This window comes from Variovorax sp. GW458-11-26-14-LB1 (assembly GCF_059423965.1).
Genome location: NZ_JBWKYW010000001.1, coordinates 233,397 through 258,415, shown reverse-complemented (window position 1 = coordinate 258,415; position 25,019 = coordinate 233,397). Strand labels below are relative to the sequence as shown.

The following is a 25,019-nucleotide window of genomic DNA, read 5'->3' as shown; positions in this document are numbered from 1 at the left end:
CCGACGCCGCGCCTCCTATCATCGACCGATGACGCTCAAGACCTTCGGCTGGTTGCTGGTTCTGCTGCTGGCGTGCCTGGCCGGGTTCGTTGGCACGGCCGCAGCGATGATCGCCGGCGCGGCCTGGGCGGTCGGCCTGCTGATCGTGGTGTGGGGGCTGTTCCTGCTGGCCGAGCTGTTGCGTCGGGTGCCGCTGCGCGACGTCGCCTGGGCCCTGGGCGTGGGCTATGGCATCGGCGTGATCCGGTGGCTCGACGTGCCGGTCGAGGCAGGGTCCGGCACGCAGTGGCTGATGTTGGGCCTGGACCTGCTGGTGCTGGTGTTCTTCGGGCTGATCGCGCCGGCGATCCTGGGGTTGATCGCCCAACGCTGGGCGCCCCGGCCCGAACTGCCGTTGGAAAAACCGGCCACCCCCGAGCAACTGCGCCGCTGGGGTCCTAAAGACTGAGCCGCTCGATCCCCAGGCCTTCGAGGTCGATGCCGGGGTCTTGCCCGCCGATCAGGTCGCCGAGCACGCGCGCGCTGCCGCACGACAGCGCCCAGCCGCTCGAGCCGTGGCCCAGGTTGAGCCACACGCCGGGAATGCCGCTGGCACCCAGCACCGGTGGGCCGTCGGGCAGCATCGGGCGGGCGCCCTTCCATTGCTGGATGCCCGACTGCAACGTCGCAGCGCCGGGGAACCAGTCGTGCAGCACCTTGTAGAGCGTCTGGATCGCGGCCGGGCTCATGGCGTCGGGTGAGCCGCCGATCTCGGCGCTGCCGGCCACGCGCACGCGCTGGCCCAGGCGGGAAATCGCGACCTTGTAGCGTTCGTCCATCACCGCGCTGCGCGGCGCATTGAGCGGCTCGCGCACCGGGGCGCTGACCGAGTGGCCGTAGACCGGCGCCAGCGGAATGCGCAGTCCCAGCGGACGCAGCAGCGCGGCGGACGACAGGCCGGCGCAGACCACGATGGCGTCGAACTGCAGCGCGTCCGAGCCGCTGGCCAACGTCAGCGAGGTGGGCGCGGCGCGGCTCAAGGGCGCGATGTCGCAGTTGAAGTGGAACTGCGCGCCCAAAGCCTCGGCTTCCCACTTGAGCAGCAACGCGAACTGGCGGCAGTTCGCGACCTCGTCTTCCGGCAGGTGGATGGCGCCTGCCAGCGGGGTGTCGGGGTTGAGCGCGGGCTCGATCAGGCGAGCCTCGTCGGCGTCGATCTCGCGGAACACGCTGCCGGCCGAGCGCAGCACCTCCAGTCCGGGCTGCACCAGCTTTTTCTCGCGCTTGGAGCGCAGCAGCACGAGGTAGCCGTCGCTGCGTTCGTAGCTCAGCTCGCGCGCTTCGGTCACCGCGTGCAGCCGGGTGCGGCTGTAGAAGGCCAGCCGCTGCATGCGGGCGCGGTTGGCCAGGTAGGTCTCGAGCTTGCAGGCCTTCTGCCAGCGCGACATCCAGCCGAGGTCGCGCGAACTCAGCGGCCAGCGCAGCTTGATGGCGCCGTGCGAAGACAGCAGCGAGCGCAGCACCTTGCCGCGCATGCCCGGTGCGGCCCACGGCGTGACATAGCCCGGCGCGACCACGCCGGCGTTGGCGAAGCTGGCCTCTTCGGCGGCGGCGCCGCGGCGCTCGAACACGCTCACTTCATGGCCGTCGGAAACCAGTTCCCAGGCGGTGGTGACGCCGACGATGCCGGCGCCCACGATCGCGATTTTCATTGAAATGTTCTAGATAAAAGAAGCGGCTGACGCCCGTGAGGCGGGCGGTGACAGCGGTTATTTCTGTAGCGTGCGTTCGGCCTGGAGGGCCACCGCGAGCACGGCGTCGTCGTGCATCGCGCCGTGCCACAGCATCAGGCCGACCGGCAGTTCGCTGTCGGCGTGGCAGGGCAGCGAAATGGCGCAGCCGTCGAGCATGTTGATGATCGACGGGTTGCGCAGCAGCAGCGCGTTGACGCGGAAGAATTCGTCGTCGCGCTCGGCACCCGGCGCCACGCTGGCGATGGACGGCGCCGCGATCGGCACGGTCGGCGACACCACGGCGTCGAACGGTGTCAGCGCCTTCTCGACGCGGGCGATCCAGTCGCGGCGGGCGCGGACCAGGTCGATGTACTCGTGTGCCTTCATGCCGGCGCCGCGCAGGATGCGCTGCGCCACGCGCGGGTCGTAGCCGGCGCCGCTGCGCTCCAGCAGCAGCCTGTGCCAGGCGTACGACTCGGCCGCCGAGAAGCCGCCGGTGGCGTTGATGCTCTGCAGGTCGGCCAGCTCGGGCAGCACTATTTCCTGGATATGGGCGCCGGTGGCGCGCAGGGTGGCCAGGGAGCGCTCGAAGGCTGTGGCCACGGTGGGCTCGAGGTCGTCGAGGAAGACGTTCTTCACGACGGCCAGCCGGTAGGCCGACAGCGACGCCGAGCCGGGCGTCACCTGCCGCGCCGAGAGGATTTCGTGCGCGGTGACGGCGTCGCGCACCGAGCGGGTCATGGCGCAGACGGTGTCGAGCGTGGTCGACAGGGGCAGCGCGCCGTCGGCAGGCGTGAGGCGGGCGGTGTTCTTGAAGCCGACGATGCCGTTCAGCGCGGCCGGGATGCGGATCGATCCGCCGGTGTCGGAGCCCAGGCCGATGAAGGCCGCGCCGCTTGCCACCGAAATCGCCGCGCCGGACGACGAGCCGCCCGGAATGCGTGGCGTGGCGGTGTCGCTCGCGTTGGCTGGCGTGCCGTGGTGCGGGTTGACGCCGACGCCGGAAAAGGCGAACTCCGTCATGTTGGTGCGCCCGGTCAGCACGCCGCCGGCGGCGCGCAGTCGGGCCACGGCGATCGAATCGGCCGGGGCGGCCGGTGCGTGCGAGAGCACGGCCGATCCGGCGGGTGTCGGCTGACCGGCGACGTCGAACAGATCCTTGCTGGTGAAGGCAAGCCCGGCCAGCCGGCTTTCGGGCACCGATGCGGCGGCGGCCGCGCGGGCCTCGTCGAACATCGTGCGGGTGAAAACGTGGGCGCAGGCCGGGGATTCGGAGAGGGCGATGGCTCGCTCCATTTCGGTGCGCGCATCGGAACCGCCAGCCAGAAGGGTGAGACGGGTGGCGTGAAGGTCGTTCATGGCGTCGAGGGTACCTTGGAACGGCTCGGTTCGAGGGAGGAGGGGGTGGCCGCCGTGCTATACTCTTTGGGTTTCGCTGGTTATGCGACAGTTTTGTCGCCGCCAGTCAAGCACATCCGCAAACCGGCCCAATCAAGGTGTTGCGACCCCGTCGAAGGGGCGCAAAACGGGCTGGATTTTAGACCCAACCTTTGGAGTAAATTCAATGTCGACCACCATGCGCGAAATGCTGGAAGCCGGTGTCCACTTCGGTCACCAAACCCGCTTCTGGAACCCCAAGATGGCTCCGTTCATCTTCGGTCACCGCAACAAGATTCACATCATCAACCTGGAAAAGTCGCTTCCGATGTTCCAGGATGCGATGAAGTACGCCAAGCAACTCACGGCCAACCGCGGCACGATCCTGATGGTCGGCACGAAGCGTCAAGCCCGTGAAATCGTCGCTGCAGAAGCTCGCCGCGCCGGTGTGCCTTTCGTCGACACCCGCTGGCTCGGCGGCATGCTGACCAACTTCAAGACCGTCAAGACCTCGATCAAGCGTCTGAAGGACATGAAGGCCCAGCAAGAAGCCGGCCTCGACAGCCTGAGCAAGAAAGAGCAGCTCACGTTCTCGCGCGAAATCGCGAAGCTCGAGAAGGACATCGGCGGCATCCAGGACATGGCTGCGCTGCCCGACGCCATCTTCGTGATCGACGTGGGCTTCCACAAGATCGCCGTGGCCGAAGCCAAGAAGCTCGGCATCCCGCTGATCGGCGTGGTCGACTCCAACCACTCGCCCGAAGGCATCGACTACGTGATCCCTGGCAACGACGACTCGTCGAAGGCCGTCACGTTGTACGCCCGTGGCATCGCCGACGCGATCATCGAAGGCCGCAACAGCGCCGGTGGTGACGTGGTCAAGGCCGTTGCCGAAGGCAGCGGCGACGAATTCGTCGAAGTCGAAGAAGGCGCTTCGGCCTGATAGGCGCGTTCGCGAGCCTGAAGAAGGGGCTTTGGTGCCCCTTTTTTTTAACCTGATTTTTGGATTTACGGAGATACACAAATGGCTGCAATCACCGCAAGCATGGTCGGCGAACTGCGCGCGAAGACCGATGCGCCCATGATGGAGTGCAAGAAGGCCCTGACGGAGGCCGACGGCAACATGGAAAAGGCCGAAGAGCTGCTGCGCATCAAGCTCGGCAACAAGGCTGGCAAGGCATCGGGCCGCATCACCGCTGAAGGCGTGGTCACGGCTTTCGTCGACGGCGCTGCCGGCGGCATGATCGAAATCAACTGCGAAACCGACTTCGTCACCAAGAACGACAGCTTCCTGGCCATGGCCAACGCTGCCGCGATGCTGGTCGCCAAGAACAACCCCGCCGACATCGCCGCACTGGGCGCGCTGGCTTACGAGCAGGACGGCTTCGGCCCCACGCTCGAAGACGTGCGCAAGGGCCTGATCGGCAAGATCGGCGAGAACATGAGCTTCCGCCGCTTCAAGCACTTCACGGGCAACGGCAAGCTGGCTTCGTACCTGCACGGCACGCGCATCGGCGTGATGGTCGAATTCGAAGGTGACGACACCTCGGCCAAGGACGTCGCGATGCACATCGCCGCCATGAAGCCGGTCGCCATCCAGGCATCGGATGTGCCTGCCGAGCTGATCGAAAAAGAGCGCGCCGTGGCCGCTGGCAAGGCTGAAGAAGACCGCAAGACGGCCGAAGCCGAAGGCAAGAAGCCGCAGCCGGCCGACATCGTTGCCAAGCGCATCGAAGGCGGCGTGCAGAAGTACCTCAAGGAAGTCTCGCTGCACAACCAACCGTTCGTGAAGAACGACAAGCAGACCGTCGAGCAGATGCTCAAGGCCGCCGACACCACGATCAAGGGCTTCACCCTGTACGTGGTCGGCGAAGGCATCGAGAAGAAGGTCGACGACTTCGCTGCCGAAGTCGCTGCCCAGGTCGCTGCTGCCAAGGCTGCCGCCTGATCCGGCAGGCCTCCAAGCGGCGGTGCGCGACAGCGTGCCGCCGCTTTTTCACCGCCACGTTTTACACTCGCCCCGCCAACCCTCTAAGGAAAATGCCCATGTCTGATGCCCGCCCAGCCCACAAGCGAATCTTGTTGAAGCTGTCGGGTGAGGCATTGATGGGCGATGACGCCTTCGGCATCAACCGCGCCACCATCGTGCGCATGGTCGAAGAAGTGGCCGAGGTCGTGAACATGGGCGTCCAGGTGGCGGTCGTGATCGGCGGCGGCAACATCTTCCGCGGCGTCGCGGGAGGCTCCGTCGGCATGGACCGCGCCACGGCCGACTACATGGGCATGCTGGCCACCGTCATGAACTCGCTGGCCCTGGCCGACGCCATGAACAAGCAGGGCCTCGTGGCCCGCGTGATGTCCGCCATCGCCATCGAACAGGTGGTCGAGCCCTATGTGCGCCCCAAGGCCCTGCAGTACCTCGAAGAGGGCAAGGTCGTGGTGTTCGCTGCCGGTACCGGCAACCCCTTCTTCACGACCGACACGGCCGCCGCGCTGCGCGGTGCCGAAATCGGTGCCGAGCTGGTGCTCAAGGCGACCAAGGTGGACGGCGTCTACACCGCCGATCCCAAGACCCACCCCGAAGCCACGCGCTACGCCACGCTCACCTTCGACGAGGCGATTGCGCAGAATCTCGGCATCATGGACGCCACGGCCTTCGCGCTGTGCCGCGACCAGAAGCTGCCGATCAAGGTGTTCTCGATCTTCAAGAACGGCGCCCTCAAGCGCGTCGTGATGGGCGAGGACGAGGGCACGCTGGTGCATGCCTAGGAGTAAATGAGATGACCATTGCAGACATTCGCAGTGCGACCGACGCGAAGATGAACCAGTCGCTCGCCGCCTTCCAGAACAACCTCACCAAGATTCGCACGGGCCGCGCCAACTCGGCGCTGCTCGACTCGATCCATGTCGAGTACTACGGCTCGCAGGTGCCGCTGAGCCAGGTGGCCAACGTGTCGGTGCTCGACTCGCGCACGATCAGCGTTCAGCCCTGGGAAAAGGGCATGGGCGCCAAGATCGAGAAGGCTATCCGCGAAAGCGACCTGGGCCTGAACCCGGCGTCGATGGGCGACCTGATCCGCGTGCCGCTGCCCGCCATGAGCGAAGAGCGTCGCAAGGAAATGACCAAGCTGGTCCGCAACGAAGGCGAAAGCGCCAAGATCGCGACGCGCAACCTGCGCCGCGATGCGAACGAAGCCGTCAAGAAGCTCGTGAAGGACAAGCTGGCCTCGGAAGACGACCAGAAGCGCGCCGAAGGCGACATCCAGAAGGTCACCGACAAGCACATCGCGGAAATCGACCGTCTGGTCGCCGCGAAAGAAGCGGAGATCATGGCCGTTTGAGGCTCCGCATGGCCTCCTCGCCGCAGACGACGCCCCCTCCGCACCACGTTGCCATCGTCATGGATGGCAACGGCCGGTGGGCCACCAAGCGCTTCCTGCCCCGCGTGGCGGGGCACAAGCAGGGCGTGGAGTCGTTGCGGCGCTGCGTCAAGGCCTGCGCCGACCGTGGCGTGGGCGTGCTCACCGTGTTCGCGTTCTCCTCGGAGAACTGGAACCGTCCCCCTGAAGAAGTCTCCGGCCTGATGCAGCTGATGGTCGGGGCGCTGGCGCGCGAAGTGCCGCGCCTCAACGCCGACGGCGTGCGGCTGCATTTCGTGGGCGAACGCGCCGGCCTGTCCGACAAGATGGTGGCCGGCCTGGTGTCGGCCGAGCAGACCACGGCCCACAACTCGCGTCTGATTCTCAACATCTGCTTCAACTACGGCGGGCGCTGGGACATCGCGCGCGCCGCGGCCAAGCTCGCCGAGCAGGGCTTGCCCATGACCGAGATGAACCTCGATCGCGCCATGGCGCTGGCCCACGTGCCCGACCCCGACCTGTTCATCCGCACGGGTGGCGAGCAGCGGCTGTCGAATTTCCTGCTTTGGCAGAGTGCCTACGCCGAGCTGTTCTTCAGCGACAAGCTGTGGCCCGAGTTCGACGAAGCCGCACTGGACGAGGCCATTGCCGCGTTCCAGGGCCGCGAGCGTCGCTTCGGCCAGACCTCGGCGCAGGTCTCGGCTTCCGCGGCCTGACAACGGCCCGACACCACCTTCCGCATGCTCAAACAACGCATCCTCACGGCGATCGTGCTGCTCGCGATCCTGCTGCCGGCGCTGTTCTACCGAAACCACATTCCCTTCGCCTGCGTGATGCTGGTGCTGATCGGCGCCGCCGCGTGGGAGTGGGGGCGCCTGAACGGCTATGGGCAGGGCATGTCGCTGTTCCTGGGTGCCGAGATGGTGGCGCTGTGCGGGCTGTCGTGGTGGCTGGGGCTGCTGGAGCAGCGCTTGTTCCTCATGTGGTCCCTGGCCAGCGCGGCCTGGGTGCTCGGCGGCGCGGCGCTGCTGCGCGTCGCAGTGCCCGGCTGGCCGCGCATTCCGCGCGGACTGCGGCTGGTGGGCGGCCTGCTGGCGCTGTGGGTCGCATGGCTCGCGGCGGTGCAGGCACGCATGGTCGGCATCAACTTCCTGCTGTCGATCCTGGTGCTGGTCTGGGTGGCGGACGTGTTCGCCTATTTCGCCGGCCGCGCCTTCGGCCTGAAGTTCACGCGCGCCAAGCTGGCGCCGGCCATCAGTCCCGGCAAGAGCTGGGAAGGTGTCTGGGGCGGCATGGCCGGCGTCATCGTGCTGGCGTTCGCCTGGGTCTGGGCCGACAAGAGCCTGGGCGCCACGGTGCCCAGCCTCTACACCCGCCTGCATGAGCGCGGCTGGTGGCTGCTGTTGATCGGGGCGGTGTTCCTGGCGGCGATGAGCGTCGTCGGCGACCTCGTTGAATCGCTGATCAAGCGCAGCGCCGGCGCCAAGGACAGCAGCCGGCTGCTGCCCGGCCACGGCGGCGTGCTCGACCGCGTGGATGCCCTCTTGCCGGCACTTCCCATTGCCATGATGCTGGCTTTCCTGTGAACACTCCCAAACAACGTGTCACGGTGCTTGGCTCGACCGGTTCGGTCGGTGTCAGCACGCTCGACGTCATTGCCCGTCACCCCGAACGCTTCGAGGTGTTTGCGCTCTCGGCGGCCACCAAGGTCGACGAGCTGCTGGCCCAATGCGCGCGCTTCTCGCCGCGCTTCGCCGTCATGGCCAGTGCGCCGCATGCCGCGCTGCTGGCCGAAAAGCTCAAGCAGAACAACCTGCCGACCCGCGTCCTGATGGGCGACGATGCTCTCGAAAAAATAGCGTCGGATGACGAAGTCGACGCCGTGATGGCCGCCATCGTCGGTGCTGCCGGCCTGGCGCCGTGCCTGGCCGCCGCGCGCGCCGGCAAGCGCCTGCTGCTGGCCAACAAGGAAGCGCTGGTCGTCGGTGGCGAGCTGTTCATGCGCACGGTGCAGGAGGGCGGCGCCACGCTGCTGCCCATCGACAGCGAGCATTCGGCCATCTTTCAGTCGCTGCCCGAAGACCCGTCCACCTGGGCGCGGCGCATCGACAAGATCATCCTGACCGCCTCGGGCGGCCCGTTCCGCACCCGGGCACCCGACACGCTGGGCGCCGTGACGCCCGAGCAGGCCTGTGCGCACCCGAACTGGGTCATGGGCCGCAAGATCTCGGTCGACTCGGCCACGATGATGAACAAGGCGCTCGAGGTGATCGAGGCGCGACACCTGTTCGGCGTGTCGCCGGAGCAGATCGAGGTCGTCATCCACCCGCAGAGCGTGGTGCATTCGATGGTGCAGTTCACCGACGCCTCGGTCATCGCCCAACTCGGCACGCCCGACATGCGGGTGCCGATCGCGGTCGGGCTGGCCTGGCCGGAGCGCATCGAAAGCGGGGCGGCACGGCTCGATTTCCGCCAGATGGGCTCGCTGACCTTCGACGCGCCCGATCCTGCGTTGTTCCCCGGCCTGGGCCTGGCGTGGCAGGCCTTGCGCGCTGCTTCCGGCACCACGGCGGTGCTGAACGCGGCCAACGAGGTGGCGGTGGCCGCCTTTCTCGACCGGCGCCTGCGTTTCGATCGCATTCATGCGGTCAACCTGGAAACTTTGGAGGCGGTCATGCCCTCCAAGCCGGCATCGCTGGCCGACCTGCTGGCGCTCGACGCCAGCGCCCGCGAGGCGGCTAATGCCGCCGCGGCACGTTTCGCGGCCTGATTTCCTACAGCGCAGAGGACCCTGATGCTCACCGTCATAGCTTTTGTGGTCGCTCTCGGCGTCCTCATCGCGGTCCACGAATACGGCCACTACCGCGTGGCCGTGGCCTGCGGCGTCAAGGTGGAGCGCTTCTCGGTCGGCTTCGGCAAGGCCCTCCTGCGCTGGCAGCCCAAGCGGCAGCATCCGGGGCAGCAGACCGAGTTCGTGATCGGCGCCTTTCCGTTCGGCGGCTACGTCAAGATGCTCGACGAGCGCGAAGGCCCCGTGGCGCCCGAGGAGCGGCATCGCGCCTTCAACACCCAGCCACTGCGCTCGCGCGCAGCCATCGTGGCCGCCGGCCCGATCGCCAACCTGCTGCTGGCGGTCGTTCTGTACACGGCGGTCAACTGGATCGGCGTCGACGAGCCCGTGGCCAAGCTGGCCCGGCCCGTGGCGGCGTCGCTGGCCGAGGCGGCCGGCCTGCGCGGCGGCGAACACATCACCCAGGCCGGTTTCGATGGCGACCTGTCGCCGGTCCAGTCCTTCGAAGACCTGCGCTGGCGCATGACGCGCGGCGCGCTCGACGGCCGCGATCTCACGCTCGAAGTGGCAGGTGAGGGCGGTCGCCCTGGCCGCCAGCTGGTCCTGCCGCTGAGCCGCATGGAGGCCAAGGACGCCGATCCGCAGATGTTCCGCAAGATCGGCGTGGTCGCACCGCTGACCCGTCCTGAGATCGGCGAGGTCATGGCGGGCAGCGCGGCGGAGCGTTCGGGCCTGCGCAATGGCGACCTCGTTCTTACCGTCGGCGACACCCCCATCCTCGACGGGCAGCAGCTGCGCGAAGTCATCCGTGCCTCGGTCGATGCCTCCGGGCAGGCGCGCACGCAGACCTGGCAGCTCCAGCGCGGCGGCCAGCCGCTCGCGCTCGAAGTCAAGCCGGAAGTGCGCGAAGAGGGTGCGGCCAAGGTCGGGCGCATCGGTGCCTACGTCGGCGCGCCGCCCGAGATGGTCACGGTGCGCCAGGGCGTCATCGACGGCGTCTGGCGTGGCGTGGTGCGCACCTGGGAGGTGTCCGCGCTCACGGTTCGCATGATGGGCAAGATGCTGATCGGCGAGGCCTCGATCAAGAACCTGAGCGGTCCCTTAACAATTGCTGATTACGCCGGCAAGTCCGCCAGCCTCGGCCTGACGCAGTACCTGGTCTTTCTCGCGCTCATCAGCGTGAGCCTCGGGGTGCTCAACCTGATGCCGCTGCCGGTCCTCGATGGGGGGCACCTGATGTATTATCTTTGGGAGGGCCTGACCGGGAAAAGCGTCTCCGACGCCTGGATGGAACGGCTGCAGCGTGGCGGTGTCGCCTTGCTGCTGGTGATGATGTCGGTCGCACTCTTCAACGACGTCACGCGGCTCTTTGGTTAACTTTCTGCCGGCCCTTTCCGTGCCGGCCCAATTCACAGATGAACACAAACTTCAGTCGCTTTCGCCTGCGTAGCGTTGCCGCGGTGGTGGCCAGCACGCTGGCGGCCACGGCCGCTTGGGCCGTCGAGCCTTTCACGGTGCGCGATATCCGCGTCGAAGGCTTGCAACGCGTCGAGGCCGGCACGATCTTCGGGTCGCTGCCCCTGCGTGTGGGCGACACCTACAGCGACGAACGCGGCTCGGCCGCGATCCGCGCGCTGTTCGACCTGGGGTTGTTCAAGGACGTGCGCATCGACGTCAACGGCAACGTGCTGGTGGTGATTGTCGAAGAGCGGCCCACCATCGCCGACGTCGACTTCGTCGGCGCCAAGGAATTCGACAAGGCGGCGCTGCAGAAGGCGCTGCGTGAAATCGGGCTGGCCGACGGCCGCCCGTACGACAAGGCCCTGGCCGACCGCGCCGAGCAGGAGCTCAAGCGCCAGTACGTGAGCCGCAGCCTCTACAACGCGAACGTCGTGACCACCGTCACGCCCATCGAGCGCAACCGCGTGAACCTGACGTTCACCGTGACCGAAGGCGAGTCCGCCCGCATCCGCGAAGTGCACGTGGTCGGCAACAAGGCCTTCAGCGAATCGACGCTGCTGAGCCTGTTCGACCAGGACAGCGGCGGCTTCATGAGCTGGTACACCAAGTCGAACCAGTACTCGCGCGCCAAGCTCAACGCCGACCTCGAGACGCTGAAGAGCTACTACATCACGCGCGGCTACCTCGAGTTCCGCATCGATTCGACCCAGGTCGCCATTTCGCCGGACCGCAAGGACCTGAGCGTCACGGTGAACATCACCGAAGGCGAGAAGTTCGTGGTGGCGGGCATCAAGCTCGACGGCAACTACCTGGGCCGCGACGACGAGTTCAAGTCGCTCATCACGATCAAGCCCGGCGAGCCCTACAACGGCGAGCAGGTCACCGAGACCACCAAGGCCTTCAGCGACTACTTCGGCACCTTCGGCTACGCCTTCGCCCGCGTGCAGGCGCGTCCGGACATCGACCGCGTGAACAACCGCGTCACGCTCACGCTGCAGGCCGAGCCCTCGCGCCGCGTGTACGTGCGCCGCGTGTCGGTCGGCGGCAACAACAAGACGCGCGACGAAGTGATCCGCCGCGAGTTCCGCCAGTTCGAAGCCTCGTGGTACGACGGCGACAAGATCAAGGTCTCGCGCGACCGCGTGGACCGCCTGGGCTTCTTCACCGAAGTGAACGTCGAGACCCAGGAAGTGCCCGGCTCGCCCGACCAGGTCGACCTGACCGTCAACGTGGCCGAAAAGCCCACCGGCACGCTGCAGCTGGGCGCCGGCTACTCGAGCGCGGAAAAGGTCGCGCTGACTTTCGGCATCTCGCAGGAAAACGTGTTCGGCTCGGGCAACTTCCTGGGCGTGCAGGTCAACACCAGCAAGTACAACCGCACGCTGTCGCTGACCACCACCGACCCGTACTTCACGAAGGACGGCATCTCGCGCACGATCAGCGTGTACCACACGACGACGCGTCCGTACTCCACGAACGAAGACGGCGACTACAAGCTGGTGAACCAGGGCGCCTCGATCCGTTTCGGCGTGCCGTTCAGCGAACTCGACACCGTCTTCTTCGGCGTCGGCCTGGAGCGCTACGCGTTCGACCCGAACCGGTCGGCGCTCGCCGGCCTCACCACGCCGCAGTCGTACCTGAACTACTTCCACTGCGGCAAGGACGCGACCGGCTGGTTCGTCACCAGCTGCGACCAGAAGAGCGTCTGGGGCATCCCGCTGACCGTGGGCTGGGGCCGCGACAGCCGCGACAGCGCGCTGGTCCCGACCACCGGCCGCCTGCAGCGCGCCAACCTCGAGTTGGGCGTGGGCGGGGACATGAAGTACCTGAAGACCAGCTACCAGTACCAGCAGTTCTTCGCGATCAACAAGCAGTACACCTTCGCCATCAACGGCGAAGTGGGTTATGCCAAGGCCTTCGGTGGCAAGGTCTACCCGATCTTCAAGAACTTCTACGCCGGTGGCCTGGGTTCGATCCGCGGCTTCGAGCAGAACTCGCTGGGCCCGCGCGACCAGCCGCTGCTCGGCCAGACCGAAGGCGCGGCACTGGGCGGTACCAAGAAGGCCATCTTCAATGCCGAGCTGAGCACGCCGTTCCCCGGCGCCGGCAACGACCGCACGCTGCGCCTGTACGGCTTCTTCGACGTCGGCAACGTGTTCGGCTCCCGTGCACCCAACGTGACGGACGAGCAATGGAAGGCCCAGAAGAAGCTGCGCGCCTCGGTCGGCCTGGGCATCAGCTGGATCTCGCCGCTGGGCCCGCTGCGCCTAGCGTACGCCTTCCCCGTCAAGTCCCAGAAGGAAGTGACGGATCCGAGCACCGGGTTCGTCGTGATCCCGAAGGATAGAATTCAGCGCCTCCAATTCCAGATCGGAACGTCTTTCTAAATGAAGCATTTGATTCGCGCCGCCGCCGGCGCGTTCCTGATTCCCGCTTTTGCCCTCATGGCTGCGCCCGCGCAGGCCCAGGAAAGCTTTCGCATCGGTTTCGTGAACCCCGACCGTGTCCTGCGCGAAGCGCAGCCGGCCAAGACCGCGCAAGCCAAGCTCGAGGCTGAATTCCTCAAGCGCGAAAAGGACCTGACCGTGCAGGGCGATGCGCTGAAGACGGCCTCGGAGAAGTTCGAGCGCGAGGCACCGACCCTGTCGGAAAGCCAGCGCGTCTCGCGCCAGCGTTCGCTGGTCGACCAGGACCGCGACTTCCAGCGCAAGCGCCGCGAGTTCCAGGAAGACCTGAACGCGCGCAAGAACGAAGAGCTCCAGCAGGTCTACGAGCGCGCCAACCGCGTGGTCAAGCAGGTCGCCGAAGCCGAAAAGTACGACGCTATCCTCCAGGAAGCGATCTACATCAACCCGAAGCACGACATCACCGACAAGGTGATCAAGGCGCTCAACGCGTCGGTCGGCTCCTCTGCGCCTGCGGCCGGCAAGTAACGCCGCGAACCGGCGTGTCGCTGCAGCTCGGAGCCATCGTTGACGCCCTCGGGGGCGAGCTTCATGGAGATGCCACGCTGTCCATCGAGCGGCTCGCGCCGCTTCAGAATGCACAGCCCGATGCGCTCAGCTTCCTGAGCCATCCCAAATACCAGCAGGAACTGGCCGCCTCCAAGGCGGCCTGTGTCATCGTGTCGCCCGCCATGCGCGAGGCTGCCGCGGCGCGTGGCGCCTACATCGTCACGCCCGACCCGTACTACTACTTTGCGCGCCTGACGCAGCTGTGGAAAGCGCACCATGCGCGCCCGGAAGCCGATCGCATCCATCCCTCAGCCGTGATCCATCCCGAAGCCCAGGTCGACGCCACCGCGCGCATCGGCGCGCTGTGCGTGGTGGAGCGGGGCGCGCGCATCGGTGCGGGCACCGTGCTGAAGTCGCGCGTCACGGTCAGTGAAGACTGCACCATTGGCGAGCGCTGCCTGCTGCACCCCGGCGTGGTGATCGGGGCCGACGGCTTCGGCCTCGCGCCGCACCAGGGCGCCTGGGTCAAGATCGAGCAGCTGGGCGCGGTGCGCATCGGCAACGACGTCGAGATCGGTGCCAACACCTGCATCGACCGCGGCGCGCTGGACGACACCGTGATCGAAGACGGCGTGAAGCTCGACAACCTGATCCAGATCGGCCACAACGTGCGCGTCGGCAAGCACACCGCCATGGCGGGCTGCGTCGGCGTGGCCGGCAGCGCCACCATCGGCGCCCACTGCACCTTCGGCGGCGGCGCCATCGTGCTGGGCCACCTCACGGTGGCCGACGGCGTGCATGTCTCGGCGGCGACCGTGGTGACACGCTCCATCCGCAAGGCCGGCCAGTACACCGGCATGTTTCCGATCGATGACAATGCGAACTGGGAAAAGAATGCGGCAACGCTCAAGCAGTTGCACAGCCTGCGCGAACGACTGAAGGCGCTGGAAAAAGCCCCCTCGAAACAATGACGACGATGCAGGAACAGAACACCATGACGGACACGACGCTCGATATCCACCAAATTCTCAAGTTGCTGCCGCATCGCTACCCGTTTCTCCTGGTGGACCGGGTGTTGAGCATGGAAAAGGGCAAGCGCATCACGGCCCTCAAGAACGTGACGATGAACGAGCCTTTCTTCAACGGCCACTTCCCGCACCGTCCGGTGATGCCGGGCGTGCTGATGCTCGAAGCCATGGCGCAGGCCGCGGCGCTGCTGTCGTTCCGCTCGCTGGACATCGTGCCCGACGACAACACGGTCTACTACTTTGCGGCCATCGACGGCGCGCGCTTCAAGCGCCCCGTGGAGCCGGGCGACCAGCTCACGCTGGAAGTCGAGATCGAGCGCATGAAGGCCGGCATCTCGAAGTTCAAGGGCCGTGCGCTCGTGGGCAGCGAACTGGCGTGCGAAGCCTCGCTGATGTGCGCCATGCGCCAGATCAACAGCTGATCCGGCTCATCGTCTCTTGCAAGGCATGACCCAGGTTCATTCGACCGCGATCGTCGACCCGAAGGCCCAGCTCGACGCCTCGGTGTCGGTCGGTCCCTACACCGTGATCGGCCCGCACGTGCGGATCGGCGCGGGCACCACCATCGGCGCGCATTGCGTGATCGAAGGGCGCACGACCATCGGGCGCGACAACAGGATCTTCCAGTTCTCGTCGCTCGGTGCGATTCCGCAAGACAAGAAGTACGCGGGCGAGCCGACCGAGCTGACCATCGGCGACCGCAACGTGATCCGCGAGTTCTGCACCTTCAACCTCGGCGTGCCCGGGGCAGGGGGCATCACGCGTGTCGGCAACGACAACTGGATCATGGCGTACACGCACATCGCGCACGACTGCCGGGTCGACAACCACACGACGCTGTCCAACAACACCACGCTGGCCGGGCACGTGCATCTGGCCGACTGGGTCACGATCGGCGGCCTGACGGGCATCCATCAGTTCGTCTCGGTCGGCGCGCACGCCATGGTCGGCTTCGCGAGCGCGATCTCGCAGGACGTGCCACCCTTCATGCTGGTCGACGGCAATCCGCTGGCCGTGCGCGGCTTCAACATCGTGGGCCTGCGCCGGCGCGATTTCTCGGCGCAGCGGCTCGCGGCGGTCAAGCAGATGCACCGCCTGCTGTACCGCCAGGGCAAGACGCTCGAAGAGGCGCGCGCCGCCATCGCCGAGCTCGCGGCGGAAATGCCCGAGGCCGCCGGCGATGTCGCGCTGATGGAGGCCTTCCTCGCTCATTCAACGCGCGGCATCGCGCGCTGACATGGGCGTGATGAGCACGAACGAACAGCGCCGCTTCGCGCTGGTCGCGGGCGAAGCGTCCGGCGACCTGCTCGCGGGCTTGCTGCTCGACGGCCTCGAAGCCCGCTGGCCTGCCTTGCAGACCGTCGGCATCGGCGGCCCACGCATGCTGGCCCACGGCTTCCAGAGCTGGTGGCCGCAGGAAAAGCTGGCCGTACGCGGCTACATCGAGGTGCTTCGGCACTACGCCGAGATCGCCGGCATTCGCCGCCAGCTCAAGGCCCGGCTGCTGCGCGAGCGCCCCGAGCTGTTCATCGGTGTCGATGCGCCCGATTTCAATCTCGACCTCGAAGCCGGCCTGCGCAACGAGGGCATCAAGACCGTCCACTTCGTCTGCCCCTCGATCTGGGCCTGGCGTGCCGATCGCATCGACAAGATCCGCGCCGCCGCCGACCACGTGCTGTGCATCTTCCCGTTCGAGCCCGAATTGCTCGAAAAGCAGGGCGTGGCCGCGAGCTACGTGGGCCATCCGATTGCCAACGTGATCCCGATGACGCCTGACCGCGCTGCCGCCCGCGCCGCACTCGGGGTGGACCCTGAGGCGCAGGTCGTCGCGCTGCTGCCTGGCAGCCGGCGTTCCGAGATCCGTTACCTCGCGGCCCGCTTCTTCGCTGCTGCGGCGTTGATGCAGAAGGCCAAGCCGAAGCTGCAGTTCATCGCGCCGATCCTGCCGGGGTTGCGCGCCGAGGTCGAAAGCCTGCTGCAGGCCGCCGGCATGGCAGGGCGGGTGAAGCTGCTCGACGGCCAGTCGCATGCCGCACTCGCCGCCTGCGACGTCACGCTGATCGCCAGCGGCACGGCCACGCTCGAGGCGGCGCTGTTCAAGCGGCCGATGGTCATCGCCTACAACATGAACGGGCTCTCCTGGCGCCTCATGCAGCGCAAGCAGCTGCAGCCCTGGGTCGGGCTGCCGAACATCCTGTGCCGCGAGTTTGTGGTGCCCGAGCTGCTGCAGGAAGCCGCCTCGCCCGAGGCCCTGGCCAACGCCACGCTCGAGTGGCTCGACGCGCCCGCGAAGACGCAGGCGCTGCAACAAAGATTTTCAGCGCTGCATGTGCAATTGCAGCGCGACACGCCCACACTGTGCGCCGATGCGATCCAGAAAGTTCTTGAAGGCTGAGCAGGCCCCGCTGGTGTGGGACGCGCCCGGCCTGATGGCGGGCGTCGATGAAGCAGGGCGCGGGCCGCTGGCCGGTCCCGTGGTGGCCGCGGCCGTGATCCTCGACGACCTGCGCCCGATCCGTGGCCTGGCCGACTCCAAGACGCTCACGGCCCTACAGCGCGAACGCCTGCACGATCAGATCCTGGCCAAGGCGCTGTGCTGCTCGATCGCCCAGGCCTCGGTCGAGGAGATCGACAGCCTCAACATCCTGCAGGCGACCATGCTCGCGATGCGTCGCGCGGTCGAAGGCCTGCGGCTGAAACCGGTCAAGGTGCTGGTGGACGGCAACCGCCTGCCCCGGCTCGACGTGCTGGCCGACGCCATCGTCAAGGGCGACGCGCGGGTCAAGGCGATCTCGGCCGCCTCCATCCTGGCCAAGGTGCACCGCGACCGGCTCTGCACGCAACTGCACGACGAATTTCCACACTACGGCTTCGCCGGCCACAAGGGCTACGGCACGCGCGAGCACCTCGAGGCGCTCCAGCGCCATGGGGCCTGCGTGCATCACCGTCGGTCGTTCAGCCCGGTGGCGGCGGCGCTGGCGCGCACGGCTGCTGCAACTTCAGCCGTCAACGTCGTGGCCGGCGAGGTTTCGGTCGCCCACGTGATCGGCGCCGCCGAAAACAACAGCGCACGCCTCGATCCGCGCGCCGCCCCCTGAGCCCGCCATGACCACCGACACCGGCCCGAGCCACATCAGCTCGCGCGACAACCCCTTGCTCAAAGACCTGCGCAAGCTCGCGCAAGACCCGGGCGCCTATCGCAAGCTCGGCCGGCTCTGGCTCGAGGGCGACCACCTGTGCCGTGCGGCGCTGGCCCGCGGCGTCCGGCCGGCGGTGGCGGTGTTTTCGGAAGCGTTCTGGCCCTCGGCACCCGCCGAATGGGTACAGAGTGCTATCAAAACGGTAGTGGTCGCCGACGACCTGCTGCGCGCAGTGAGCGGCCTGGAGTCACCCGCGCCGATGGGCTTCGTGCTCGACCTGCCGCCGCGGCCCGAAATCCTGCCCGACGCCCCGAGCGTGGTGCTCGACCGCCTGCAGGATGCCGGCAATGCCGGCTCCATCCTGCGCAGCGCGGCGGCTTTCGGCTTCACCCAGGTGATCGCGCTCAAGGGCACGGCCGCCCTGTGGGCGCCGAAGGTGCTGCGCGCCGGCATGGGGGCCCACTTCGGCCTACGGCTGGTCGAAGGCGTGGACATCGACGCGCTCGATGCGCTGCGGGTGCCGCTGGTGGCCACCAGCTCGCACCGGGGTGAATGGCTGCACAAGGCCGACCTGCCGCACCCCTGCGCCTGGCTGATGGGCCACGAGGGGCAGGGCGTTTCGGCCGCGTTGGAGGCCCGGGCCGCCCACCACATCCGCATTGCGCAACCGGGCGGCGAGGAGTCGCTCAACGTGGCGGCGGCGGCCGCCATCTGCCTGCACGCAAGCGGAGCAGCCCTGCAGGCCAAATAACACACCCAGTCCGAGCTACAATCGGGGGCTTACTCGCAAATCAGCGTCGCCCGGCCGCCTTCAACGCCAAAATCCCCTTAAGCAGCAGTCCGCAGGCAACGCGCCTGGGGCTCCGGGCGACCGTAACCATCCGGAGAACCCAGTGCTTTTGTCTCTCAAGGGAAGTTTCCCGCCCGCCATCCTGGCGCTCGCAGACGGCACGGTCTTTCTCGGCAACTCGATCGGAGCCGCCGGCTCCACGACCGGTGAAGTGGTGTTCAACACCGCGATGACCGGTTACCAGGAAATCCTCACCGACCCCAGCTACTGCCAGCAGATCGTCACCCTGACGTATCCGCACATCGGCAACTATGGTGTCAACGGCGAGGACATCGAAGCCGACAAGATCCATGCCGCGGGCCTGATCATCAAGGACCTGCCCCTCGTCGCGTCCAACTTCCGCAAGACCGCCACGCTGACCGAGTACCTCGTGTCTGGCAACACGGTGGCCATTGCGAACATCGACACCCGCAAGCTCACGCGCCACCTGCGCACCCACGGCGCGCAGAACGGCTGCATCCTGGGCCTGGCCGCGGGCGAGACCGTGACGCAGGCGCTGATCGACAAGGCCATCGCCGCCGCCAAGGCCGCGCCCAGCATGGCCGGCCTCGACCTGGCCAAGGTGGTGTCGGTCAAGCAGACCTACGAATGGACCGAGACCGAGTGGAAGCTCGGCGCGGGCTACGGCGTGCAGATCACGCCGCAGTTCCACGTGGTCGCGTTCGACTACGGCGTCAAGAAGAACATCCTGCGCATGATCGCGCAGCGCGGCGCGCGCATCACTGTGGTGCCAGCGCAGACGCCCGCAGCCGACGTGCTCAAGCTCAAGCCCGATGGCATCTTCCTGGCCAACGGCCCCGGTGACCCGCAGCCCTGCGACTACGCCATCAGCGCCGTCAAGGAGCTCATCGAGACCGGCATCCCCACCTTCGGCATCTGCCTGGGCCACCAGATCATGGCGCTCGCCTCGGGCGCCAAGACCTTCAAGATGAAGTTCGGCCACCATGGCGCGAACCATCCGGTGAAGGACCTGGACAACGGCCGCGTGAGCATCACCAGCCAGAACCACGGCTTCGCGGTCGACGAGAAGTCGCTGCCGGCCAACCTGCGTCCCACCCACATCAGCCTGTTCGACAACACGCTGCAGGGCCTGGCGCGCACCGACAAGCCCGCGTTCTGCTTCCAGGGCCACCCCGAAGCTTCGCCGGGCCCGCACGACATCGGCTACCTGTTCGATCGCTTCACGGCACTCATGGAAAAGCACAAGACGGAGCACAAGAATGCCTAAGCGCACCGACCTCAAATCGATCCTCATCATCGGCGCCGGCCCGATCATCATCGGCCAGGCCTGCGAATTCGACTACTCCGGCGTGCAGGCCTGCAAGGCGCTGCGCGAAGAGGGCTACAAGGTCATCCTGATCAACAGCAACCCCGCGACGATCATGACCGACCCGGCCACGGCCGACGTCACCTACATCGAGCCCATCACCTGGCAGACGGTTGAAAAAATCATCGCCAAGGAACGCCCCGACGCGATCCTGCCGACCATGGGCGGCCAGACCGCGCTGAACTGCGCGCTCGACCTGTGGCGCAACGGCGTGCTCGACAAGTACACCGGCACGGCCACGAACCGCCCGATCGAGCTGATCGGCGCCACGCCCGAAGCCATCGACAAGGCCGAAGACCGCCTGAAGTTCAAGGACGCGATGACCAAGATCGGCCTGGGCTCGGCGCGTTCGGGCATCGCCCACACGCTCGACGAGGCGTGGGCCGTGCAGAAGACGGTCGGCTTCCCGGTCGTCATCCGCCCCAGCTTCACGCTGGGCGGCACCGGCGGCGGCATCGCCTACAACCCGGAAGAGTTCGAGACCATCTGCAAGCGCGGCATCGAAGCCTCGCCCACCAACGAGCTGCTGATCGAAGAGTCGCTGCTCGGCTGGAAAGAGTACGAGATGGAAGTCGTGCGCGACAAGGCCGACAACTGCATCATCGTCTGCTCGATCGAAAACCTCGACCCGATGGGCGTGCACACCGGCGACTCGATCACCGTGGCCCCCGCGCAGACGCTGTCCGACAAGGAATACCAGATCCTGCGCAACGCCTCGCTGGCCGTGCTGCGCGAGATCGGCGTCGACACCGGCGGCTCGAACGTGCAGTTCTCCATCAACCCGAAGGACGGCCGCATGGTCGTCATCGAGATGAACCCGCGCGTGTCGCGTTCCTCGGCGCTGGCCTCCAAGGCCACGGGCTTCCCCATCGCCAAGGTCGCCGCCAAGCTGGCCGTGGGCTACACGCTCGACGAGCTGCGCAACGAAATCACCGGCGGTGCCACGCCCGCGTCGTTCGAACCCTCGATCGACTACGTGGTCACCAAGATCCCGCGTTTCGCCTTCGAGAAATTCCCGCAGGCCGACTCGCGCCTCACGACGCAGATGAAGTCGGTGGGCGAGGTGATGGCCATGGGCCGCACCTTCCAGGAATCGTTCCAGAAGGCCCTGCGCGGCCTCGAAGTGGGCGTGGACGGCCTGAACGAGAAGACGCAAGACCGCGAAGTGCTCGAAAAGGAACTGGGCGAGCCCGGTCCCGAGCGCATCTGGTACGTGGGCGACGCCTTCGCCATGGGCCTGAGCGTTGATGAAGTGTTCGCGCTGACCAAGATCGACCCGTGGTTCCTGGTGCAGATCGAAGAGATCGTGAAGATCGAGCTCGAGCTGGAAACCAAGTCGCTCGACGACATCGACAAGGACACGCTGCTCGCGCTCAAGAAGAAGGGCTTCTCCGACCGGCGCCTGGCCAAGCAACTCAAGACCACCGACACGGCCATCCGTGAGAAGCGCCGCGCCCTGGGCGTGCGTCCGGTCTACAAGCGCGTGGACACCTGCGCGGCCGAGTTCGCGACCAACACCGCCTACATGTACTCGACCTACGAGGACGAGTGCGAAGCCGACCCGACCGACAAGAAGAAGATCATGGTGCTCGGCGGCGGTCCCAACCGCATCGGCCAGGGCATCGAGTTCGACTACTGCTGCGTGCACGCCGCACTCGCCATGCGCGAGGACGGCTACGAGACCATCATGGTCAACTGCAACCCCGAGACCGTGTCGACCGATTACGACACCTCCGACCGCCTGTACTTCGAGCCGCTCACGCTCGAAGACGTGCTCGAGATCGTCGACAAGGAAAAGCCGCTCGGCGTGATCGTGCAGTACGGCGGCCAGACGCCGTTGAAGCTTGCGCTCGACCTCGAAGCCAACGGCGTGCCGATCATCGGCACCTCGCCCGACATGATCGACGCGGCCGAAGACCGTGAGCGCTTCCAGAAGCTGCTGCACGAGCTGGGCCTGCGCCAGCCGCCGAACGCCACCGCGCGCACCGAACCCGAAGCGCTCGAAAAGGCTGCGGCCCTGGGCTACCCGCTGGTGGTGCGCCCGAGCTACGTGCTCGGCGGCCGCGCGATGGAAATCGTGCACGAGCAGCGCGACCTCGAGCGCTACATGCGCGAGGCCGTGAAGGTCAGCAACGACTCGCCGGTGCTGCTCGACCGCTTCCTGAACGACGCCGTCGAATGCGACGTCGACTGCATCCGCGACGCCGAAGGCGGCACGCTGATCGGCGGCGTGATGGAGCACATCGAACAGGCCGGCGTGCACTCGGGCGACTCCGCCTGCTCGCTGCCGCCCTACAGCCTGAACGCCGACACGGTGGCCGAGCTGAAGCGCCAGAGCGCGGCCATGGCTGCCGCGCTGAACGTGGTCGGCCTGATGAACGTGCAGTTCGCCATCCAGCAGAAGGACGGCAAGGACGTCATCTACGTGCTCGAAGTGAACCCGCGTGCGTCGCGCACCGTGCCGTACGTGAGCAAGGCCACGGGCATCCAGCTGGCCAAGGTGGCGGCACGCTGTATGGCCGGCCAGTCGCTCGCGTCGCAGGGCGTGACCAAGGAAGTCACGCCGCCGTACTTCAGCGTGAAGGAAGCCGTGTTCCCGTTCGTCAAGTTCCCGGGCGTGGACACCATCCTCGGCCCCGAGATGAAGTCGACCGGCGAAGTGATGGGCGTGGGCAAGACCTTCGGCGAAGCCTTCGTGAAGTCGCAACTCGGCGCGGGCACGTTGCTGCCCAAGTCGGGCAAGGCCTTCATCTCGGTGAAGAACAACGACAAGGCACGTGCCGTCGAAGTGGCGCGCGGCCTGGCCAAGCTGGGCTTCGAGCTGGTCGCCACCAAGGGCACCGCCGCGGCCATCAGCGCTGCCGGCATCGCCTGCGAGACGGTCAACAAGGTGACCGAAGGCCGCCCGCACATCGTGGACATGATCAAGAACAACGAGATTGCCTTGGTCATCAACACGGTGGAAGAGCGCCGCAACGCGATCACCGACTCGCGCCAGATCCGCACCTCGGCACTGCTGGCACGCGTGACCACCTTCACCACGATCTTCGGCGCCGAAGCCGCGGTCGAAGGCATGGGCTTCATGGACGAGCTGGGCGTGATCTCGGTGCAGGAGATGCACGCGCAGCTGGCCGCGGCCTGACCGGGCACCGCCATGGAAACGCAGCTGGTCGAACTGGACCTCGCGGACTGGAACGCGGCCACGCCCAACGAGGCGTGGATCGCGGAACTGGAAGCCGGCAAGGTGCTGTACTTCCCGCGGCTGGGCTTCGAGCTGCTGCCTGAAGAGCGCAGCCTGCTGACGCCCAGCCTGCTGTCGCCCGACGTGCGCAACATCAGCCTCGACGCCCACGGCAAGCTCAAGGGCGCCGTGGGTGATGAGGTGGTGCAGCGTGCCACGGCGGCGATGGTGAAGCGTTTTCGCACGCAGGCGCAGCAGCTCATTCATGGCTTGCTGCCGCACTACACGCCGGCCTTGCGCCTGGCGCCGACCAGCTACCGGCCGGCCCAGGTCGAGACGCGCGTGCAATCGTGGCGCGCCGACGACCGGCGCCTGCACGTCGATGCATTCCCGTCGCGTCCCAACTACGGCGAGCGCATCCTGCGCGTGTTCACCAACGTCAACCCCGACGGCGCACCGCGCGTGTGGCGCGTGGGCGAGCCTTTCGAGGACATCGCCAAACGCTTTCTGCCGCGGGCCAAGCCCTATGCGCGCTGGCAGGCCAAGCTGTTGCAGGCGCTGCACGTCACCAAGTCGTTCCGCAGCGAGTACGACCACCTGATGCTGCAGCTGCACGACGGCATGAAGTCGGACATGGCGTACCAGGAAAACTCGCCCCAGGAAACGGCGAAATTCCCGCCCGGTTCGGTGTGGGTGTGCTTCTCGGACCAGACCTCGCACGCCGTCATGGCGGGCCAGTACATGCTCGAGCAGACCCTTCATCTGGCCGCATCGAAGCAATACAATCCCGAATCGAGCCCGCTCGCCATTCTGAGCCGGCTGACCGGACGCACACTCGTCTGATCAATTCCCTCAATCGACCGCCGAACGGCAGCGTTCGGCGGTTTCGCTTTATGGAGAACCAACAACATGGCCACCATTCCGATCACCAAGCGCGGCGCTGAAAAACTGCGCGCCGAACTGCATCAACTCAAGACGGTCGACCGTCCCTGGGTCATCAACGCCATTTCCGAGGCACGCGCCCAGGGCGACCTGAGCGAAAACGCCGAATACGAAGTCGCCAAGGACCGCCAGGGCTTCATCGAAGGCCGCATCCAGGAAGTCGAAGGCAAGCTGTCGGCCGCGCAGATCATCGACCCGAGCGAACTCGATGCCGGCGGCAAGGTGGTGTTCGGTTCGACCGTCGAACTCGAAGAAGAAGAGTCGGGCGATGCCGTCAAGTACCAGATCGTGGGCGAAGACGAAGCCGACCTGAAGCTTGGCCTGATCAACATCTCCAGCCCGATCGCACGCGCGCTGATCGGCAAGGAAGAGGGCGACACGGCCGAAGTGCAGGCGCCGGGTGGCCTCAAGCGCTACGAGATCGTGGCGGTCCGCTACCTCTGAATCGGATGAAAGACCGCGTCGCGCTGATGCTGGCGGCCCTCTGGTGGGGCAGCCTCAGCACCATCGGTTTCCTGGTCGTGCCGATGCTGTTCGCCCGGCTCGGCAATCCGGCGGTGGCCGGCAATTTCGCCGCCCAGCTGTTCGAGGCGCAAAGCTGGATCGCCATCGGCTGCGGGCTGATCCTGCTGATCCATTTCCGCCAGAAGGCCGACGACGGCATGACCGGGCCGGTGTTGACGGCCATCTTCCTGGTGCTGGCGGCGCTGCTGCTGGCGCTGTTGCAGCAGTACGCCGTTGCGCCGCGCATCGTGGCGCGCGACAACCTCAAGCTGTGGCACGCCGTGGGCACGGGCATGTACTTCGTTCAGTGGGCCTGCGCCGGCACGTTGCTGTGGCGCATGGGCGGCGCCGCTCGGGCGCCACGCTGAACCGGGGAGGCGACGCGCTCGCCGC

General features: G+C 66.7%; 24 protein-coding genes. 22 read left to right on the top strand and 2 right to left on the bottom strand.

Going from position 1 to position 25,019, the window contains the following annotated elements:
- Positions 1-28: 28 nt before the first annotated feature.
- Complete coding sequence (locus AC07YS_RS01205) at positions 29-448, top strand: hypothetical protein (protein ID WP_495267252.1); 420 nt, start codon at positions 29-31, stop codon at positions 446-448.
- Here the strand turns inward: AC07YS_RS01205 and AC07YS_RS01200 are convergent.
- Positions 438-1,691, bottom strand: a complete 1,254-nt coding sequence (locus AC07YS_RS01200; protein ID WP_159277101.1) for a D-amino acid dehydrogenase — start codon at positions 1,689-1,691, stop codon at positions 438-440. The genes AC07YS_RS01205 and AC07YS_RS01200 overlap by 11 nt on opposite strands.
- A gap of 57 nt (positions 1,692-1,748) precedes the next feature.
- Positions 1,749-3,071, bottom strand: coding sequence for an amidase (locus tag AC07YS_RS01195; protein WP_495267251.1), 1,323 nt, complete (start codon positions 3,069-3,071; stop codon positions 1,749-1,751).
- 205 nt (positions 3,072-3,276) lie between these two features.
- On the opposite strand from AC07YS_RS01195, the gene rpsB reads away from it, so the two are divergent.
- From rpsB to AC07YS_RS01090, 21 genes are all read left to right on the top strand, one after another.
- Entirely contained in the window at positions 3,277-4,032 is a 756-nt protein-coding gene (gene rpsB / locus AC07YS_RS01190; RefSeq protein WP_062471618.1) for a 30S ribosomal protein S2, read from the top strand.
- 81 nt (positions 4,033-4,113) lie between these two features.
- The gene (gene tsf, locus AC07YS_RS01185) at positions 4,114-5,037 is read left to right on the top strand and encodes a translation elongation factor Ts (protein WP_139704625.1); all 924 of its coding nucleotides are present in this window, start codon (positions 4,114-4,116) and stop codon (positions 5,035-5,037) included.
- Positions 5,038-5,135: 98 nt separating this feature from the next.
- Positions 5,136-5,858 (top strand): UMP kinase, encoded by a 723-nt coding sequence (pyrH, locus tag AC07YS_RS01180; RefSeq protein WP_062471612.1) that lies wholly within the window; start codon positions 5,136-5,138, stop codon positions 5,856-5,858.
- An 11-nt stretch (positions 5,859-5,869) separates the two neighbouring features.
- The gene (gene frr, locus AC07YS_RS01175; protein ID WP_062471609.1) at positions 5,870-6,430 is read left to right on the top strand and encodes a ribosome recycling factor; all 561 of its coding nucleotides are present in this window, start codon (positions 5,870-5,872) and stop codon (positions 6,428-6,430) included.
- An 8-nt stretch (positions 6,431-6,438) separates the two neighbouring features.
- Positions 6,439-7,164, top strand: a complete 726-nt coding sequence (uppS, locus tag AC07YS_RS01170) for a polyprenyl diphosphate synthase (RefSeq protein WP_159271921.1) — start codon at positions 6,439-6,441, stop codon at positions 7,162-7,164.
- Positions 7,165-7,188: 24 nt separating this feature from the next.
- Complete coding sequence (locus AC07YS_RS01165) at positions 7,189-8,034, top strand: phosphatidate cytidylyltransferase (RefSeq protein ID WP_070060528.1); 846 nt, start codon at positions 7,189-7,191, stop codon at positions 8,032-8,034.
- A complete protein-coding gene (gene ispC / locus AC07YS_RS01160; protein WP_492696032.1) occupies positions 8,031-9,218 on the top strand; it encodes a 1-deoxy-D-xylulose-5-phosphate reductoisomerase in 1,188 nt (395 codons plus the stop codon). Before AC07YS_RS01165 ends, ispC begins: the two co-directional genes overlap by 4 nt.
- A 21-nt stretch (positions 9,219-9,239) precedes the next feature.
- On the top strand, positions 9,240-10,616 hold the full coding sequence (gene rseP, locus AC07YS_RS01155; RefSeq protein ID WP_495273694.1) for an RIP metalloprotease RseP: 1,377 nt from the start codon (positions 9,240-9,242) through the stop codon (positions 10,614-10,616).
- A gap of 38 nt (positions 10,617-10,654) precedes the next feature.
- Positions 10,655-13,087, top strand: coding sequence for an outer membrane protein assembly factor BamA (gene bamA, locus AC07YS_RS01150; RefSeq protein WP_062471595.1), 2,433 nt, complete (start codon positions 10,655-10,657; stop codon positions 13,085-13,087).
- Entirely contained in the window at positions 13,088-13,633 is a 546-nt protein-coding gene (locus AC07YS_RS01145) for an OmpH/Skp family outer membrane protein (RefSeq protein ID WP_070060531.1), read from the top strand.
- Positions 13,634-13,647: 14 nt separating this feature from the next.
- Positions 13,648-14,625: a UDP-3-O-(3-hydroxymyristoyl)glucosamine N-acyltransferase gene (gene lpxD / locus AC07YS_RS01140; RefSeq protein WP_495267249.1), complete on the top strand. Its 978-nt coding sequence runs from the start codon at positions 13,648-13,650 to the stop codon at positions 14,623-14,625.
- 23 nt (positions 14,626-14,648) lie between these two features.
- Positions 14,649-15,104 carry a 3-hydroxyacyl-ACP dehydratase FabZ gene (fabZ, locus tag AC07YS_RS01135; RefSeq protein ID WP_056582588.1) on the top strand — a complete coding sequence of 152 codons (456 nt, stop codon included), beginning with the start codon at positions 14,649-14,651 and terminating at the stop codon, positions 15,102-15,104.
- A 25-nt stretch (positions 15,105-15,129) separates the two neighbouring features.
- On the top strand, positions 15,130-15,918 hold the full coding sequence (lpxA, locus tag AC07YS_RS01130) for an acyl-ACP--UDP-N-acetylglucosamine O-acyltransferase (protein WP_095745191.1): 789 nt from the start codon (positions 15,130-15,132) through the stop codon (positions 15,916-15,918).
- Positions 15,919-15,928: 10 nt separating this feature from the next.
- Positions 15,929-17,077, top strand: a complete 1,149-nt coding sequence (gene lpxB, locus AC07YS_RS01125) for a lipid-A-disaccharide synthase (RefSeq protein ID WP_495267248.1) — start codon at positions 15,929-15,931, stop codon at positions 17,075-17,077.
- Positions 17,049-17,780, top strand: a complete 732-nt coding sequence (gene rnhB, locus AC07YS_RS01120; protein WP_495267247.1) for a ribonuclease HII — start codon at positions 17,049-17,051, stop codon at positions 17,778-17,780. Before lpxB ends, rnhB begins: the two co-directional genes overlap by 29 nt.
- Before the next feature lie 7 nt (positions 17,781-17,787).
- Positions 17,788-18,573, top strand: coding sequence for a TrmH family RNA methyltransferase (locus AC07YS_RS01115; protein WP_062471581.1), 786 nt, complete (start codon positions 17,788-17,790; stop codon positions 18,571-18,573).
- Positions 18,574-18,715: 142 nt separating this feature from the next.
- Positions 18,716-19,900 carry a glutamine-hydrolyzing carbamoyl-phosphate synthase small subunit gene (gene carA, locus AC07YS_RS01110; protein ID WP_062471578.1) on the top strand — a complete coding sequence of 395 codons (1,185 nt, stop codon included), beginning with the start codon at positions 18,716-18,718 and terminating at the stop codon, positions 19,898-19,900.
- A complete protein-coding gene (carB, locus tag AC07YS_RS01105) occupies positions 19,893-23,141 on the top strand; it encodes a carbamoyl-phosphate synthase large subunit (RefSeq protein ID WP_062471576.1) in 3,249 nt (1,082 codons plus the stop codon). Before carA ends, carB begins: the two co-directional genes overlap by 8 nt.
- 12 nt (positions 23,142-23,153) lie before the next feature.
- Positions 23,154-24,023 carry a Kdo hydroxylase KdoO gene (gene kdoO, locus AC07YS_RS01100; RefSeq protein ID WP_495267246.1) on the top strand — a complete coding sequence of 290 codons (870 nt, stop codon included), beginning with the start codon at positions 23,154-23,156 and terminating at the stop codon, positions 24,021-24,023.
- A 66-nt stretch (positions 24,024-24,089) separates the two neighbouring features.
- The gene (greA, locus tag AC07YS_RS01095) at positions 24,090-24,566 is read left to right on the top strand and encodes a transcription elongation factor GreA (RefSeq protein ID WP_056518766.1); all 477 of its coding nucleotides are present in this window, start codon (positions 24,090-24,092) and stop codon (positions 24,564-24,566) included.
- A 5-nt stretch (positions 24,567-24,571) separates the two neighbouring features.
- Positions 24,572-24,994, top strand: a complete 423-nt coding sequence (locus AC07YS_RS01090) for a DUF4149 domain-containing protein (RefSeq protein ID WP_139704608.1) — start codon at positions 24,572-24,574, stop codon at positions 24,992-24,994.
- Positions 24,995-25,019: the final 25 nt, after the last annotated feature.

Coding starts and splice junctions, on each gene's coding strand:
- AC07YS_RS01115 (WP_062471581.1), top strand. CDS start 17,788: ATGACCACCGACACCGGCCCGAGCCACATCAGCTCGCGCGACAACCCC.
- AC07YS_RS01165 (WP_070060528.1), top strand. CDS start 7,189: ATGCTCAAACAACGCATCCTCACGGCGATCGTGCTGCTCGCGATCCTG.
- uppS (WP_159271921.1), top strand. CDS start 6,439: ATGGCCTCCTCGCCGCAGACGACGCCCCCTCCGCACCACGTTGCCATC.
- greA (WP_056518766.1), top strand. CDS start 24,090: ATGGCCACCATTCCGATCACCAAGCGCGGCGCTGAAAAACTGCGCGCC.
- rnhB (WP_495267247.1), top strand. CDS start 17,049: ATGCGATCCAGAAAGTTCTTGAAGGCTGAGCAGGCCCCGCTGGTGTGG.
- rpsB (WP_062471618.1), top strand. CDS start 3,277: ATGTCGACCACCATGCGCGAAATGCTGGAAGCCGGTGTCCACTTCGGT.
- AC07YS_RS01200 (WP_159277101.1), bottom strand. CDS start 1,691: ATGAAAATCGCGATCGTGGGCGCCGGCATCGTCGGCGTCACCACCGCC.
- AC07YS_RS01195 (WP_495267251.1), bottom strand. CDS start 3,071: ATGAACGACCTTCACGCCACCCGTCTCACCCTTCTGGCTGGCGGTTCC.
- AC07YS_RS01205 (WP_495267252.1), top strand. CDS start 29: ATGACGCTCAAGACCTTCGGCTGGTTGCTGGTTCTGCTGCTGGCGTGC.
- pyrH (WP_062471612.1), top strand. CDS start 5,136: ATGTCTGATGCCCGCCCAGCCCACAAGCGAATCTTGTTGAAGCTGTCG.
- AC07YS_RS01090 (WP_139704608.1), top strand. CDS start 24,572: ATGAAAGACCGCGTCGCGCTGATGCTGGCGGCCCTCTGGTGGGGCAGC.
- tsf (WP_139704625.1), top strand. CDS start 4,114: ATGGCTGCAATCACCGCAAGCATGGTCGGCGAACTGCGCGCGAAGACC.
- kdoO (WP_495267246.1), top strand. CDS start 23,154: ATGGAAACGCAGCTGGTCGAACTGGACCTCGCGGACTGGAACGCGGCC.
- carB (WP_062471576.1), top strand. CDS start 19,893: ATGCCTAAGCGCACCGACCTCAAATCGATCCTCATCATCGGCGCCGGC.
- fabZ (WP_056582588.1), top strand. CDS start 14,649: ATGACGGACACGACGCTCGATATCCACCAAATTCTCAAGTTGCTGCCG.
- lpxB (WP_495267248.1), top strand. CDS start 15,929: ATGAGCACGAACGAACAGCGCCGCTTCGCGCTGGTCGCGGGCGAAGCG.
- bamA (WP_062471595.1), top strand. CDS start 10,655: ATGAACACAAACTTCAGTCGCTTTCGCCTGCGTAGCGTTGCCGCGGTG.
- AC07YS_RS01145 (WP_070060531.1), top strand. CDS start 13,088: ATGAAGCATTTGATTCGCGCCGCCGCCGGCGCGTTCCTGATTCCCGCT.
- lpxA (WP_095745191.1), top strand. CDS start 15,130: ATGACCCAGGTTCATTCGACCGCGATCGTCGACCCGAAGGCCCAGCTC.
- frr (WP_062471609.1), top strand. CDS start 5,870: ATGACCATTGCAGACATTCGCAGTGCGACCGACGCGAAGATGAACCAG.